Origin of the sequence: Rhodococcoides navarretei, assembly GCF_038069675.1 — a bacterium.
GTDB lineage: Bacteria > Actinomycetota > Actinomycetes > Mycobacteriales > Mycobacteriaceae > Rhodococcoides > Rhodococcoides navarretei.
In genome coordinates this window covers 1,156,722-1,171,443 of sequence record NZ_JBBPCN010000001.1, presented here as the reverse complement: position 1 = coordinate 1,171,443, position 14,722 = coordinate 1,156,722, and the positions used below count along the sequence as shown (strand labels likewise).

At 63.7% G+C, this 14,722-nt stretch carries 13 protein-coding genes and 1 pseudogene; 4 read left to right on the top strand and 10 right to left on the bottom strand.

All coding sequences use genetic code 11. The features are described from left to right. Nucleotides 1–2: 2 nt before the first annotated feature. From AABD04_RS05840 to AABD04_RS05825, 4 genes are read right to left on the bottom strand one after another with little or no spacing between them, the layout of a single operon-like run. Nucleotides 3–1,601: an acyl-CoA carboxylase subunit beta gene (locus tag AABD04_RS05840; RefSeq protein WP_341440489.1), complete on the bottom strand. Its 1,599-nt coding sequence runs from the start codon at nt 1,599–1,601 to the stop codon at nt 3–5. Further along, the gene (locus AABD04_RS05835) at nt 1,598–2,746 is read right to left on the bottom strand and encodes an acyl-CoA dehydrogenase family protein (protein ID WP_335742685.1); all 1,149 of its coding nucleotides are present in this window, start codon (nt 2,744–2,746) and stop codon (nt 1,598–1,600) included. Before AABD04_RS05835 ends, AABD04_RS05840 begins: the two co-directional genes overlap by 4 nt. Then, a complete protein-coding gene (locus tag AABD04_RS05830; protein ID WP_341440488.1) occupies nt 2,743–4,437 on the bottom strand; it encodes an acyclic terpene utilization AtuA family protein in 1,695 nt (564 codons plus the stop codon). The genes AABD04_RS05835 and AABD04_RS05830 overlap by 4 nt, the downstream gene beginning before the upstream one ends. Beyond that, nucleotides 4,434–5,246, bottom strand: a complete 813-nt coding sequence (locus AABD04_RS05825; RefSeq protein ID WP_341440487.1) for a TIGR03084 family metal-binding protein — start codon at nt 5,244–5,246, stop codon at nt 4,434–4,436. Before AABD04_RS05825 ends, AABD04_RS05830 begins: the two co-directional genes overlap by 4 nt. A gap of 100 nt (nt 5,247–5,346) precedes the next feature. On the opposite strand from AABD04_RS05825, the gene AABD04_RS05820 reads away from it, so the two are divergent. From AABD04_RS05820 to AABD04_RS05810, 3 genes are all read left to right on the top strand, one after another. After that, entirely contained in the window at nt 5,347–6,414 is a 1,068-nt protein-coding gene (locus tag AABD04_RS05820) for an endonuclease/exonuclease/phosphatase family protein (protein ID WP_341442963.1), read from the top strand. Between the two features lie 7 nt (nt 6,415–6,421). Continuing rightward, the gene (locus AABD04_RS05815; RefSeq protein WP_341440486.1) at nt 6,422–6,820 is read left to right on the top strand and encodes an ASCH domain-containing protein; all 399 of its coding nucleotides are present in this window, start codon (nt 6,422–6,424) and stop codon (nt 6,818–6,820) included. Between the two features lie 179 nt (nt 6,821–6,999). Then, nucleotides 7,000–8,892 (top strand): HNH endonuclease signature motif containing protein, encoded by a 1,893-nt coding sequence (locus AABD04_RS05810; RefSeq protein WP_341440485.1) that lies wholly within the window; start codon nt 7,000–7,002, stop codon nt 8,890–8,892. Nucleotides 8,893–8,919: 27 nt separating this feature from the next. Here the strand turns inward: AABD04_RS05810 and AABD04_RS05805 are convergent, their stop codons facing one another. The 4 genes and pseudogenes from AABD04_RS05805 to AABD04_RS25140 all read right to left on the bottom strand — a co-directional run. Beyond that, the gene (locus AABD04_RS05805; RefSeq protein WP_341440484.1) at nt 8,920–9,600 is read right to left on the bottom strand and encodes a class F sortase; all 681 of its coding nucleotides are present in this window, start codon (nt 9,598–9,600) and stop codon (nt 8,920–8,922) included. A gap of 3 nt (nt 9,601–9,603) precedes the next feature. After that, the gene (locus AABD04_RS05800) at nt 9,604–9,993 is read right to left on the bottom strand and encodes a hypothetical protein (RefSeq protein ID WP_341440483.1); all 390 of its coding nucleotides are present in this window, start codon (nt 9,991–9,993) and stop codon (nt 9,604–9,606) included. 121 nt (nt 9,994–10,114) lie between these two features. Then, nucleotides 10,115–10,303 (bottom strand): hypothetical protein, encoded by a 189-nt coding sequence (locus AABD04_RS05795; protein ID WP_341440482.1) that lies wholly within the window; start codon nt 10,301–10,303, stop codon nt 10,115–10,117. Between the two features lie 43 nt (nt 10,304–10,346). After that, a pseudogene (locus tag AABD04_RS25140) lies at nt 10,347–11,009 on the bottom strand (ice-binding family protein); the annotation flags it as partial. A gap of 502 nt (nt 11,010–11,511) precedes the next feature. Between AABD04_RS25140 and AABD04_RS05790 the strand changes: the two are divergent. Then, complete coding sequence (locus AABD04_RS05790; RefSeq protein ID WP_341440481.1) at nt 11,512–12,195, top strand: TetR/AcrR family transcriptional regulator C-terminal domain-containing protein; 684 nt, start codon at nt 11,512–11,514, stop codon at nt 12,193–12,195. 22 nt (nt 12,196–12,217) lie between these two features. On the opposite strand, the gene AABD04_RS05785 is transcribed toward AABD04_RS05790, so the two are convergent. Together AABD04_RS05785 and AABD04_RS05780 are read right to left on the bottom strand one after the other, a co-directional pair. Next, complete coding sequence (locus tag AABD04_RS05785) at nt 12,218–12,958, bottom strand: alpha/beta fold hydrolase (RefSeq protein ID WP_341440480.1); 741 nt, start codon at nt 12,956–12,958, stop codon at nt 12,218–12,220. 49 nt (nt 12,959–13,007) lie between these two features. Further along, nucleotides 13,008–14,702 carry an MDR family MFS transporter gene (locus AABD04_RS05780; RefSeq protein ID WP_341440479.1) on the bottom strand — a complete coding sequence of 565 codons (1,695 nt, stop codon included), beginning with the start codon at nt 14,700–14,702 and terminating at the stop codon, nt 13,008–13,010. Nucleotides 14,703–14,722 lie beyond the last annotated feature (20 nt).

Genomic DNA, 14,722 nt, shown 5'->3' with positions numbered 1-14,722 from the left:
CTTCACATCCGGAAGACACCGAAGTTGGCGGTGCCTTCGATCGGGGCGGTGGCGATGGCCGACAGGCACATTCCCACCACCGTGCGGGTATCACGGGGGTCGATGACGCCGTCGTCGTAGAGGCGTCCGGAGAGGAACATCGGCATCGACTCGGCCTCGATCTGGCCTTCGATCATCGCGCGCATGCCGGCATCTGCTTCGGCGTCGAAGGCTTGTCCGCGAGCTTCGGCGGCGGCGCGTCCGACGATGGAGATGACGCCTGCTAGCTGCGCACCACCCATGACGGCGGACTTGCTGGACGGCCAGGCGAACAGGAAACGCGGATCGAAGGCGCGACCGCACATGCCGTAGTGGCCGGCTCCGTACGAGGCCCCGAGCAGAATCGAGATGTGCGGGACGGTGGAGTTGGAGACGGCGTTGATCATCATCGACCCGTGTTTGATCATGCCGCCCTCCTCGTATTCCTTACCCACCATGTAGCCGGTGGTGTTGTGCAGGAACAGAAGTGGGGTGTTCGACCGGTTGGCGAGCTGAATGAACTGCGTCGCCTTCTGCGATTCCTCGCTGAACAGCACACCGCGGGCATTGGCGAGAATGCCGATCGGATAGCCGTGCAACTCGGCCCAGCCGGTGACGAGCGATCCGCCGTACATCGGCTTGAACTCGTCGAAATCGGAGCCGTCGACGATGCGGGCGATGACCTCGCGGGGATCGAACGGGATCTTCAGATCGGTGGGGACGATGCCGAGCAGGTCCTCGGGGTCGGCGAGCGGCTCGATGACCTCGACGCGAGGCTCTGGGCCCTTCTTCTTCCAGTTGAGCCGGGAGACGATGCTGCGTCCGATGCGGATGGCGTCCTGCTCGTCGACGGCGAAATAGTCTGCGAGACCGGACTTTCGAGCGTGCATCTCGGCCCCGCCGAGTGACTCGTCGTCGGAGTCCTCACCGGTAGCCATCTTGACGAGTGGCGGCCCGGCGAGGAAGACCTTGGATCGTTCCTTGACCATCACGACGTGATCGGACATACCGGGGATGTATGCGCCGCCGGCGGTGGAGTTGCCGAACACCAGGGCGATCGTGGGGATGCCCGCCGCCGAGAGCTGCGTCAGATCACGGAACATGCGACCACCGGGGATGAACACCTCCTTCTGCGTCGGCAGATCGGCTCCACCGGATTCGACCAGCGAGATCACCGGAAGCCGGTTCTGCGTGGCGATGTCGTTGCCGCGGAACCCCTTCTTCAGAGTCCACGGATTACTCGCTCCGCCGCGGACCGTCGGGTCGTTGGCCACGATGAGGCATTCGACGCCGCACACGACGCCGATACCCATGACGGTGCTGGCTCCGACGGGAAAGTCGCTACCCCAGGCCGCGAGTGGGCACAGCTCGAGAAACGCGGAATCCTCGTCGATCAGCAACTCGATGCGTTCGCGGGCCAGGAGCTTGCCGCGCTTCCTGTGCCGCTCGACGTACTTCTGACCGCCGCCGAGCAGAGCCTTCGAGTGCTCGGCGTCGATCTCGCTCAGCTTGGTATTCATGGCTTCGACGCTTCCGGCGTACTGCTCCGATGCCGTGTCGAGGGTGGACTTGAGCACGCTCATGCCTGGTACCCCAATCGTTTTGCTGCCAGTCCGGTGAGGATCTCGGTGGTGCCGCCGCCGATACCGAGGATGCGCATGTCGCGGTACTGCCGCTCGACCTCGCTCTCGCGCATGTAGCCGAGTCCCCCGAAGAGTTGTACAGCCTGATTGGCGACCCACTCTCCGGATTCGACGGCCGTGTTCTTCGCGAAGCAGACCTCGGCGATGAAGTCTTGGTTCTCCTGCATGGACCGCTCAACGAGCGACCGGGTGTAGACGCGGGCGATGTCGATCTTGCGCGCCATCTCGGTGACGGTGTTCTGTACGGATTGCCGTGCGATGAGCGGCTTTCCGAATGTTTCGCGATCACGGACCCACTGCAACGTGAGATCGAGGCACCGCTGTGCGCTGGCATAGGCCTGCGCGGCGAGGGCGATTCGCTCGGTGAGGAACGCCTGCGCGATCTGTGCGAAGCCACTGTTCTCGGCACCGACCAGGTTGCTCACCGGCACTCGGGCGTCGACGAACGAGAGCTCCGCGGTATCGGATGCGCGCCAACCCATCTTGTCGAGCTTGCTGGTGACCTCGAACCCGGGTGTGCCCTTCTCGATGACGAGCAACGAGACGCCTGCAGCCCCCTCGCCGCCGGTGCGGACCGCGGTGACGATGAAATCGGCTCGGCATCCGGAGGTGATGTACGTCTTGGATCCGTTGACGACGTAGTGCTCGCCATCTTTGACGGCTTTCGTCCTGAGGTGGCCGACGTCGGAGCCGCCACCCGGCTCGGTGATGGCGAGCGAGCCGATCTTCTCCCCCGCGAGCGTGGGCTCGACCCACTTCTCGATCTGCTGCGGGTCTCGGGCTGCAATCAAGTGCGGCAATGAAATTCCGCTGGTGAACAGAGATGCGAACAGTCCACCCGACGCGCCGGCCTGGTGCATCTCCTCGCAGATCACGACGGCGTCGGCCAGATCACCGCCGCTGCCACCGACCTCCTCGGGGAAGCCCGCGCCGAGCAAGCCGAGAGCGGCCGCCTTCTTGTGCAGCTCACGCGGAATCTCGCCGTCGGCTTCCCACTGGTTCATATGCGGCGCGATGTCCTGCTCCACGAAACTGCGAACGGTCTTGCGCAGCTGCTGACGCTCCGGCGTCGTCCAGATGTTCATACGAGTGCTCCCTTGTAGGCAAGTGTTTCGGGGATGTCGATGTGACGCGACCGCAGCCACTCACCGAGCCCCTTGGCCTGTGGATCGAATCTGGCCTGCGATGCAACGCCCTGGCCGAGGATGCCCTCGATGACGAAGTTCACCGCCCGCATGTTGGGCAGTACATGCCGAGTGACGGTGAGTTTTTCGGCCTCGGGCAACATCTTCTTCAGGGTCTCGACCGTCAATGCGTGCACCAGCCAAACGAATTCGTCATCGGTACGGACCCACACCCCGACGTTGGCATTGCCGCCCTTGTCGCCGCTTCGGGCCGCGGCGATGGTTCCCAGTGGTAGCCGGATGGTCGCTTCGTCTGCTCTCGGTGGCGGGAGCGTCGGTTGATCGAGGGGTTCCAACTTCCGCGTGTCCGTCGACGGTGCGATGGCACTTTCGGTGCCGTCCGCGAGATGCGCAACGTGCGGCACCTGGGCCGCGTCGACGAATCCTGCCGTGAACACTCCGTACGGCGCGCCGTTGCCCGGCGGTGCAGTCACCGAGAATCCTGGGTAGCTGGCCAGTGCGAGTTCGACTGCTACGGCCGAGAACTGACGTCCGACGGCGTCGGGGTTGCTGTCGCGAGCCACGCAGCGCAGCAAGGCGCTGGCCGTCTCCTCCGTCTCGGCGTCCGGCTTGTCGGTACGCGCAAGGGTCCACTTCAACTCGGCGGGTCGCGCGGGGAGCCAGGACTCGAATTGACGTTGCGCCAGTTCTGCTTTCGCCTCGATATCGAGGCCGGTGAGCACCATCGTGAATTCGTTGCGGAAGCCGCCGAGTGCATTGAGCGAGACCTTGTAGGTGGGCGGCGGAGCTTCGCCGGTCACGCCGCTGATGGCAACTCGATCGCTGGATTCCTGCGTCAGGATCGCTGAATCGATCCGTGCTGTCACATCGGGATTCGCATAACGCCCGCCGGTGATTTCGTACAGCAACTGAGCAGTGACGGTACCGACGCTGACGGCACCCCCGGTACCCTCGTGCTTGGTGATGACGCTCGACCCGTCGCTGTGAATCTCTGCGATCGGGAAGCCCGGGCGCGACATATCGGCAATCTCGGTGAAGAACGAGTAGTTGCCACCCGTCGCCTGCGTTCCGCATTCGATGACGTGCCCTGCGACCACGGCCCCGGCCAGCGCGTCGTAATCGGTCGGCGTCCAACCGAAGTGGGCCGCCGCAGGACCGACGATCACACTGGCGTCGGTGACGCGCCCGGTGACCACGACGTCGGCACCGGAGTTGAGGCATTCCACGATGCCCCACGCGCCGAGGTAAGCATTTGCGGTCAGCGGGTTACCGAGGCCGAGTTCGGCCGCTCTGCCGAGTAGGTCGTCGCCATCGACGTACGCTATTTTCGCACCGGAGTCGAGCTTCTCCAGCGCTTCGGCCAAGCCACGTGGATTGAGCCCACCGGCGTTGGCAACGATCTTGACACCCTTGTCGAGTGCCAACCCCAGGCAATCCTCGGCCTGGCGCAGAAAGGTTTTCGCGTACCCACGGGTCGCGTCCTTCATCCGATCGCGGCCGAGAATGAGCATCGTCAGCTCGGCGAGGTAGTCACCGGTGAGGTAATCGAGTTCGCCTCCCTCGAGCATCTCGCGCATGGCGGAGAGGCGGTCTCCGTAGAAGCCTGAGCAGTTGCCGATACGTACGGTCATGCTTTCTCGAGTCCTGACTGTGTCCGTCCGACCCCCGGAGGGCCTGCGAAGGCTTGGGCGATGGTGAGCCAGTGTGCGGCGTCGGGTCCCTCGGCATGGATGTCGAGGTTGTCGCGATGAGCGCGCTGGGTGACGAGAAGGCAGAAGTCGAGAGCCGGTCCGCTCACGCGTTGAGCAGCGTTCTCCGGTCCCCACGTCCAGAGCTCACCCGACGGTGCCGTGAGCTCTACTCGGAACGGTTCGGTGGGAGGGGTCTGCTGGTTGACCATGTAGGCGAAATCCCGCGTCCGCACGCCGATGTGCGCGACGCCGCGGATTCTGTCGGTGGCGACGCGGGTGACGCCCAGTGCGTCGGCGACATCCTGACCGTGCGCCCACGTCTCCATCAACCGCGCCGTGGCCATGGACGCCGCACTCATCGGAGGGCCGAACCAGTCGATCTTGGTCCCGGGCGGAACCCGCACGAGAGCGTCGGTCATGGCGTGGCGACGGGTACGCCAGATGCTCAGCAGGTCGGGATCGCGCGACTCCTCCTCGGCGGCGTCGTCGACGAAACCGCCGGGGTTCTCCCATGCTTTCTTCAGCGTGAGCGCGAACTCCTCCTTGGCCTCGATATCGCCGGATGCGCCGGACGTGGTTCGCTCCGCGACGTGATCGGTCCAGGAGAGATGCCCGATCTGATGTGCGACGGTCCAACCCTCGGCCGGCGTCGGTGCCGACCACCGTTCCGGGGTCAGCTCGGCCACCAGGGCATCGAGGTCGTCGCCCTCGGCGCGGAGGTCGTCGACGAGTGTGTCGAGGTCTGCCATGCGCTCAGCTTCACAAAGGGGCGCGAAAAAAGCAAGCACGCCTGCTTGTTAATTCGTAACCTTACGTTCGCTTGCCGTCTCTACGGTGCGGAATGTGAAAATGTCGAGACTCGCGGCCGCCGCCGTTACCCTGACCTTCATGGCTGCCGGTTGCTCCTCTGTGAATCCAACCGCCGCGGATCCGGCCCCCGACGAACCGTCGAGCATCCGGGTGGCGACGTTCAATGCCAGCCTGAACCGGCCCGCCCCCGGGCAGTTGGTGACCGACCTGCAGGGCGAGAACGCACAGGCCCGCGCGGTGGCCGATGTGATCGTGGCGAACTCACCGGATGTCCTGTTGGTCAACGAGTTCGACTATTCGGGCGATGATGCGGTGAGGTTGTTCAACGACAACTATCTCGACGGGCAGTATCGGTATTCTTTCACTGCGCCGGTGAACACGGGCGTCGATTCGGGATTGGACCTGGACAAGGACAGCGCGCTCGGCGGGCCCGGTGACGCCTGGGGGTTCGGTCAATTTCCAGGTCAGTACGGGATGGTCGTGTACTCGAAATTTCCCATCGCGACCGAGTCGGTACGCACGTTCCAGAATTTTCTGTGGAAGGACATGCCGGATTCCCTGCTGCCGCGTGACTACTACGGCGACGTGTCGGACGCACTGCGGCTCTCCAGCAAGTCTCATTGGGACGTGCCGATCGACGTGAACGGCACGACGCTGCACGTGTTGGCGTCGCACCCCACTCCCCCGTCTTTCGATGGTCCCGAGGACCGCAACGGTAAGCGCAACCATGACGAGATTCGGCTCAGTGCCGATTACATCTCGGGTGCGGACTACCTCTACGACGACAAGGGCGTGCGCGGCGGACTGGACGAGGGAGCGTCGTTCGTCATGCTGGGGGATCAGAACAGTGATCCGGTCGACGGCGACTCGGTAGCGGGTGCCATCGCGCAGGTTCTCGATCTGCCGCGGGTCCAGGACCCGGCACCCACGTCCGATGGACATGGCACGGACACAGCCGATTTCGCCGACCCGACTCCGGGCGACCTGCGGGTGGACTACGTACTGCCGTCGGACGATCTGACCGTGCTCGATTCGCAGGTGTATTGGCCGAATCAGGCCGAGCACCCTTCGGACCATCGACTGGTGTGGGCCGACCTCGAAATATGATGGGTCGGTGACCGATCTTCCGATTGTCGAATTCGCGTTCCCCGGACCACTACGGGACAGGCTGGTTGCAGCCGTTCTCACCGGCGAGAAGACCAGTACAGCAAGCCTGTTGGCGCAGTACGTCGACGAGGAGCTGCCGAGAGTCGGGGATCGTGGCGCGGTGGTGGATTCGGCGGGATCGACGGTGGGGATCATCGAGACCACGGGCGTCGAAATCGTTGCACTGCGCGATGTTCCAGTGCAGCATGCTCTCGACGAGGGTGAAGGATACGTCGATGTCGCGCAGTGGCGCGCCGGGCACGAAAGGTTCTGGCAGTCGGCAGAGGTTCGCGAAGAACTGGGCGATCCACACTTCAGCGTGAACGACGACACCCAGGTGGTGCTGGAGCGGTTCACACTCGTGTGACCGCGTGCCCTGACGCGGCGTCGGGGTCGCCACATCGTGTCGGTGGGTAGGTGTATAGGCACTTGCGCGTCGATCCTGCTCTGCTGCAACACTATTGATGTTGACGAATATCCCACACCTCGGTACCATCGAACACACGTTCTACTTCTTCTTGAACAAGCGCCGGGGGGCGACTCGAGATGACTACATCTGGATCGACGCGCAGTAGGTTCGCGGCCTATCTCGGGCCGCAATCGAAGCCGTACATCGACAACGCAGTGCTGGGCGAAATTCGTGACGTCGCGATCCTCGAGAATCAGGCGTGCGCTCGCAAGGTCGCTCTGGCCGCTGCCATCTGGGACACGTGCATTCATCAGAACGTGCTCGTCGGTGATGTCATTCAGGACGCGGGCAACTATGCGGCTTCCGAAATTGCGCACGTTCTGGGTTGCTCCAAGACCGTTGCGAACACATACGCCGAGGTCGGAATGGACCTTCGACTTCGGCTTCCTGCCGTCGCCGCCGCGTTCGAGGCCGGCGAACTCGATCTACCTCGCGTCCGCGCGATATACCGCTGTACCCACAATCTGACGCAGGGTGCAGCGACGGCCGTCCAGGGCGAGGTTCTGCACGCTGCCCGACGCTTGTCACCGGGTCCGCTGGCGACGGAAATCTGGTCGATCATGTATCGCATCGCGCCCGAGGAAGCTGCCGCCTTACGCAAGGACTTGAAACGGCACACCAACGTCACGTACACCGACAAAGATGTGCTGTCGACGCTGAAGGCCGACCTCACCGCAGCCGACGCCGCCGCTGCCTGGCAACTCATCAACGAGATGGCCGCCACCGTCTGTCGACGAGATCCACGTACCCGGGGACAGAAGCGAGCGGCGGCGTATGTTGCTCTGCTGCATCAGGAGTCGTCGATGGCCTGCATGTGCGAACCCACCGACGACAACCCGTGCACGGCCGATACCTCACGCCCGGACCGGCGCGCGCCGCTGACGGTGATCACGGTCGACCTCGCCACGCTCGCCGGTCTGCTGTCCAATCCTGCGCACCTGTCCGGGCACGGCACCATCGATGCCGAGTACGCCCGGGAACTCGCCGACAACGCTCACTGGCAGATCCTCCTCACCGAAGCACGCAACCTCGCCGAGTCACTCGGCCACGGCGAAGACCTGGAATCGCTCATGGACCTCGACCTCAGCACCGACACCGAGAACGGCGCAGACACTGACGGCACTGGGAACACTGAAGACACTGAAGACACTGAAGACAAGGGTGCCGAAGGCAGGTCCGACAGCGGCAGCAGGACGAACCACAGCGGATCGAAAGGCGGCCCACAGAAGCCCAGAGGATCGAAAGTACGCAACACGAGGAACAGCCGGTCCGAGGGCAGCAGGTCGCCTGTGGTGTTTCATCCACTGGGACGCGGTCGTCGTCGTGTCGGCGGTTCTGTTCCTCGACCGCCGCGCTCGCAGAATGCCCCGCGTCCACCGCGGAACAGTTGTGTCGCCACGCCGTATCGCGGCACGTACACCTTCGTTGCCGAGCTCGAAGCGGCCATCGCAGCGGATCCCGCTCTCGGGCTCGCGCTGCATCCGGACGGGCATGGCGGCCTTCTGCTGCCGCCACCCGGAGCCCTCACCTATCGGCCGACTACTGCACTGGCGGAGCATATTCGCTACCGCGATCGCACCTGTCGGCATCCGGGCTGCGATGTCGCGGCCCAGCAGTGCGAAATCGACCACGTCGTCCCGTACTTCCACCGCGATCCTGCGAACGGCGGGTGGACCATCGACTCCAATCTGCATTGTCTGTGCCGCTATCACCACAGCCTCAAGACCATGGGCCTGTGGACTCCTGTCATGCTCGCCGATGGTGTCGAGTTCTGGATCTCCGATGCCGGCACCAGCGCAGTCACTGTTCCCGGCACAACGCAACTCGCAGACTTCGACCACCTGCCGAAAGTCAGTCCGAAGCCGAAAGGGACAGCATCAGAGTGTGATTCGCCGACTCCGAAGACGGCGAAACCACAACCGACCCCGATGCCCGCCTCGGCACCCGAGGACGAGCCACCGCCCTTCTGACCGAGTTCCGGGGAAAGCGTTCTGTCGTCAGACCCGATCGGCGTACACGACGATGTTGTCGTCGTAACTCGAGATGTCCGAGTCGAATTGGCCGCCACAAGTGATCAAACGTAGGCCGGGATGGTCGATGTCTCCGTAGACCTTGTCGGTGGGGAACGCATCCTTCGGGTATTGCTCCACCGCGCTGACCACGAAGCGGACGGTGTTGCCGTCCTGGCTGACGACGGTGACATCGTCGCCCTGTTCGAGTTCACGGAGCCGGTAGAAAACGCCGGGGCTACCGTCCCAATCCACATGTCCTGCAACGATCGACGGTCCCAGTTGCCCGGGAGTCGGCGATCCGGTGTACCAACCGGCGGGGAATCCTCCCGGGGGAACCTCCATCGAGCCGTCCGGCTGCAGACCCAGACCCATCACGTCGGATTCGACGCCGATCGCACCGATCTCGAGTCGCGCAGGCGGTGACCCGGGGGCCGACGATGACTGCTCTGCAACCTCACCCGACGGGGCGACGGCGGCAGGAGCAGAAGAAGTCGAGGACATCGAACCGTTCTGCGACGGGCCGGGATCCGAGGACGATGCGCACCCGGCAACCAGCGACAGCAGCAACAGGAACGCCGCCGCCACCGCCCGGACCACGACCCGATGACGGGTCGTGGTCCGGGCGAATCGAGCCAGAGGTACTGATACCTCGACGGTAGATCTCACCGATCAGTTCCGACGACGAGTCAAAGTCAAGGCTGAGACCGCACCGACCGCGAGCACGGCCAGCAACGTCCACACCGGAACGAACGACGCTGCACTCGAACGGTTTACGGTACTGCCGTCACCGGTGTCGACGCCACCGTTCGGGATCTGCGTGATCTGCCCACCCGGGTTGTACGTGCCCGGCTGATCCGGGCCGCTCGGTGTGTTCGGCTGGTTCGGTGTGCGCGGCTGGTCCGGAGTGTTGGGCTGATCAGGGGTGTTCGGTGTGTTGGGGGTATTAGGTGTGTTGGGGGTATTAGGTGTGTTCGGCTGGTTCGGTGTGTTGGGGGTATTAGGTGTGTTCGGCTGGTTCGGTGTGTTGGGGGTATTAGGTGTGTTCGGCTGCTCCGGCACATTCGGGACACCCGGGGTGTTCGGGACACCCGGGGTGTTCGGCAGTTCAGGCGTCGGACGCCCGGGATCGGCGGGATGGTGATCACCGGAGGCACACCCGGGATCGGGGGTAGTTCGATGACTATCGGCGGCGTTCCGCCACCATCACCCGGCGTACCCGGGGTTCCACCACCGTCACCCGGCGTACCCGGCGTACCACCATCACCCGGCGTACCCGGCGTACCACCACCATCACCCGGGGTACCCGGCGTACCACCACCATCACCCGGGGTACCGCCACCACCATCACCCGGGGTGTCGCCGTCGTCATCCGGCGGCGTGATCCCACATTCAGCATTGCTGATCGTGTTGGAGTCGAGCGTGACTGCGCCGGTGAGAGCCAACAGGCGGCCCCGCACATCGGCACCCGTCGCAGCGGTGATCGACGCCTGCGCCATGACCGTGCCGACGAAATCGGTGTCGGTGCCGAGAGTGGCCGAACTTCCGATCTGCCAGAACACGTTGCACGGGCTGGCACCGTTGATCAGCGACACACTGCTGCCCGAGCCCGTGACGAGAGTCGATCCCGCTTGGAAAATGAAGACCGCATCTGCATTTCCTTGCGCGTCGAGTACCAGAGGCAGGTCTCCGGTCAGTCCGAGAGTGCCACCTCTGTACAAACCGGCATTCCGTGTCGTGCCCCCCAACTCGACTGGGACCAGTTCCGGTCCCGACCTGCCGGCAGCATCGGTATATGCAGTCTGCAGAGCGCCTTTCGCGTTCAAAGCCCGTTCGTTCTTGTCGTCGATCACACCGTTGGTAATTTGTTCCGGGAGCAGGCCGGTGACACTGGAAGGCTCTCCATTTCCCGGGCTCACACCCACGGAGCCGGAGATGACGGAAGTGCCCGCGTCGGTGACGGTGGAGCCGGCAAGTATCGCGTAAGGGTCTGCGGCACCGAGCAGGACTTCGGGAACCACGACGGCTGGGGCTGGAGCTTGAGGTTGAGCGTCGGCTGTCGAGACGTTGACCAGCATGAGCGCACTGGTTGCGAGCGCGACAGTGCCGACGAGAGGAACGAACGCCGAGCCCTTCCGTCGGGATGTGGACGGCGCAGGACGGTGTTGCGGAGCGTGCATGTTGGGTGCCGATCTCATGGAGGATTTTCGCGTGAGACATGTAGTCGCACAACGTATATGGGTATCGAATCCCCCGACGAGAGTCGATTGTGAGATTCCGCGACGGTCGACGATGGTCACTGGAATACACCAGGGGCGTCGAGGTCTCGCGAACTCTGTAGATCGGTGGATCGCCGGCCGAATGTCTGCAGCCGAGCGAATGAGATGGAAGATCAGCGGAGGCTCATGGCCCACTCCGCAACAAAGAGTTTCCCCGTATCTCTACGGTGTAGAGCTACAGCTGACCATGTGTAAGGTCAAGGGTCAAGCGAAAAACGTTGACGAACAACAAGTTTGTTTGAAGAGCGAAAGCCGATCGGCGTGACGCTTACCGTGTTGTACCGAAAATGGTGAAGCATTCATGACGCCCTCGGACCGTTTCAATCAACTTTCACGCGACAAGATCGACCGCGAATACGTCGTATCGGCCGCCCTGTCCATCGTCGACAACACCGGACTCGACAGTTTGACGATTCGCAGCCTGGCAACATCGATCGATCGAGATCCGATGACGGTGTACCGGTACGTTCCGACGAAGGAAGCCCTGCTCGACGCAATAGCCGATTCGATCCTGGGAAACCTCGTAGCGGTCGACGGGTCGGACACGAACTGGAGACGGCAGCTCACGATCTTCGGCCGGCACTACCGCGAACTCGCCTTGGCACACCCACGAGCGGCTGTGCTGCTAGCGACGCGCCCCCGGGCGACGCCACTGGGGCTGGGCACCACGAGGTCGCTGGTATCGCTCGAGGGCATCCTGAGCCTTCTTGCCACTGCCGGTTTCACCGTGCCCGAAGCACTTTCGGCCTACCGGTTACTGATGTCCCTACTACGTGGACACGTGCTCAGCGAGACCCAGGAGACAACAGAGCATCCGGACGAGACGGTGGACAGATTGAGCCTGGCGCTGCGGAGATTGCCGATCGACGAGTTCCCCATCATGTCCGCCATCCCCCCGCTCATCACAGAATACGACGGTGCCCACGAACTCGATCGCGGATTGGACGTCCTGTTCGACGGCCTGCGCCACGTCCCGAGCACCTGAGTTCGGCCCGCGAGACCCCAGCTCAGACGCGGCGAATGGGCGCAAAAGTCTGGACGGCGTCTCGAGTGAAGAAATCCAGCAGAAGTGCATTGCAGAGCGCCGGCTTCTCGACTAGTAGCCCGTGCGACGTTCCCGGCACGACGGCCAGTTCGGCAACCGGAACGCTGCGATAGAACTCGGTGGCGTGCTCGATGCTCACCTCGTCGTCGTCGCCGATCATCACCAGCGTGCGTACCGACAGCTCGGCCAGATCCGCAGGCGTCAGTGCCGGATCTGCGCTGTGCATGTCGTCGAGCCTGCGCACGAAGTCGCTGCGGTCGGCATCGGCGAGGCCCGACATCCCGCCGCCCCAGCCGTCACGGTGGAACACGCTCGCAACGCAGGCGACACGTTCCACCAGATCCGGTCTCTGCAGCGCGACCATCAGGGCCACCACACCGCCGTCACTGCACCCCGCCAGCTTCGTGGGTCCGCCGACGACCTGCTCGATGAACGCGATGGTATCGGCGGCCATGTCGGCAAAAGTCAGAGCCGCGTGCGTCGATTCCGTCGACAACCCGGGCCCCTCGACATCGGGTGTGCGGCCGTGACCTCGACGCTCGGGGGTGTACACCCGCAGCGTCGACGCCAGTCCCGCGACAGTGGGCTCCAACGCCCGCGCATCGACACCCCCGGGATGCAGAAGCACCACCGGATCGCCGCCGCCGAACTCGGCGTACCAAGTTTGCACCGGCCCCAGCTGTACCCAGTTCCCAGTGTTCACAGCATCAGTGTTCACGGCATCAGTGTTCACAGCATCAGTGTTCACAGCATCAAACTAGACCCGTACCCGACTCCTTCGCGCGTTCTTCGTCTCGTTCCTGCTGCGCAGCAGCCAAGCCCGACATCGTGCGCAACGGAACCTCCTTCAGGAACAGCACCAGCACGAACCCGATGAGCATCAGAATCGACACGGCCAGGAACACGTAATCCATGGCGTCGGAGAAGCCGACGCGGAACGGCTCGGCCAGTGCGGGTTCGAGCTTCTGAATGAACGAGCTGTCCTGCAACGCACTGCCTGCCACGGAGGCGTCACCCGACGCAATGGCCTGTGCGAAGCCGGCCTCCAGTGGATCGGAGCTGGTTGCCGCAGTCTGTACCGCCTGCTGGAAGGCAGGCGTCGAACTCGCGGCGACCAACGCGTCACCAGTCTTCGGGGTCAGCTGAGTGAAGAGCATCGACAGGAAGACCGCCACACCCACCGTCGCACCGATCTGCCGGAAGAACGTTGCGGCAGAGGTCGATACACCCATGTCCTTGGGCGGCATCGCATTCTGGATGGCCAGGGTCAGCGGCTGCATCATCGAACCGAGACCGAGACCGAATACGCCCATGACGACCATCGTCTGCCACAGCGGGGTATCGGCGTGCACGTAGTGGAAGACGAACATCGCAATCGCCATCAGTGCGGTACCGACGATGGGAAAGATCTTGTAGCGCCCCGTCTTCGAGATCATCCGACCCGAGACGATCGACGCGATCATCAGGGCACCGACGAGGGGCAGCGTCTGGTAGCCGGCCAGCGTCGGCGAGGAGCCCTTGACCACCTGCAGGTACTGCGGCAGCAGTGAAATACCGCCGAACATGGCCGCACCGGCGATGACGCTGACAGCAATACACAAGGAGAACAAGGGGTTTCGGAAGAATCGCATGGGGATCAGGGCGTCGTCGCCCATCTTGATCTCGGCCAGCACGAACGCGATGACGCCGACGATGCCGATTCCGAAGCACAGCAGCGCCCGCGGCGAGCTCCAGCCCCACACCCGACCCTGCTCGGCGATGATGAGCAGCGGCACGAGGCCGACGCTGAGAAGCACTGCGCCCCACCAGTCGACGCGCGCCTCGCGGCGGTACACCGGCAGGTTCAGCACTCGCCACACCACCACGAGCGCGATCATGCCGAGCGGAACGTTGATGTAGAAGACCCAACGCCAGCCGGTGATTCCGAGAATCGTCGACTGCCCCGCGAGCAGGCCACCGATGACCGGCCCGAGCACACTGGACGTACCGAAGACGGCCAGGAAGTAGCCCTGATACTTGGCTCGTTCACGCGGCGGGACGATATCGCCGATGATGGCCAGCGCCATCGACATCAGACCGCCTGCACCGAGACCTTGGACGGCGCGGAAGGCGGCGAGCTCGTACATCGACGTCGCGATCCCGCACAGCATCGATCCGACGACGAAGATCGAGATGGCCGTCATGAAGAACGGCTTGCGCCCGTACAGGTCGGACAGCTTGCCGTACAACGGGGTCGAGACCGTCGAGGTGATGAGGTAGGCCGTCGTCACCCAGGCCAGAACCGAGAACCCGTTGAGGTCGTCGGCGATGGTGCGGACGGACGTCGAGACGATGGTCTGGTCGAGGGCAGCGAGGAACATGCCCATCATCAGACCGGACAGGATGGTCATGATCTCGCGGTGCGAATACTCGCCGGTCGCGGGGGCCACTTCAGGCTCGGTTACCATCGTTTTGTCGCACCTTTACG

Bases quoted from the DNA above. Each gene is read 5' to 3' on its own strand.
- AABD04_RS05780 (WP_341440479.1), bottom strand. From the start codon at position 14,702: ATGGTAACCGAGCCTGAAGTGGCCCCCGCGACCGGCGAGTATTCGCAC.
- AABD04_RS05825 (WP_341440487.1), bottom strand. From the start codon at position 5,246: ATGGCAGACCTCGACACACTCGTCGACGACCTCCGCGCCGAGGGCGAC.
- AABD04_RS05810 (WP_341440485.1), top strand. From the start codon at position 7,000: ATGACTACATCTGGATCGACGCGCAGTAGGTTCGCGGCCTATCTCGGG.
- AABD04_RS05835 (WP_335742685.1), bottom strand. From the start codon at position 2,746: ATGAACATCTGGACGACGCCGGAGCGTCAGCAGCTGCGCAAGACCGTT.
- AABD04_RS05840 (WP_341440489.1), bottom strand. From the start codon at position 1,601: ATGAGCGTGCTCAAGTCCACCCTCGACACGGCATCGGAGCAGTACGCC.
- AABD04_RS05820 (WP_341442963.1), top strand. From the start codon at position 5,347: ATGTCGAGACTCGCGGCCGCCGCCGTTACCCTGACCTTCATGGCTGCC.
- AABD04_RS05790 (WP_341440481.1), top strand. From the start codon at position 11,512: ATGACGCCCTCGGACCGTTTCAATCAACTTTCACGCGACAAGATCGAC.
- AABD04_RS05830 (WP_341440488.1), bottom strand. From the start codon at position 4,437: ATGACCGTACGTATCGGCAACTGCTCAGGCTTCTACGGAGACCGCCTC.
- AABD04_RS05795 (WP_341440482.1), bottom strand. From the start codon at position 10,303: ATGACGACGGCGACACCCCGGGTGATGGTGGTGGCGGTACCCCGGGTG.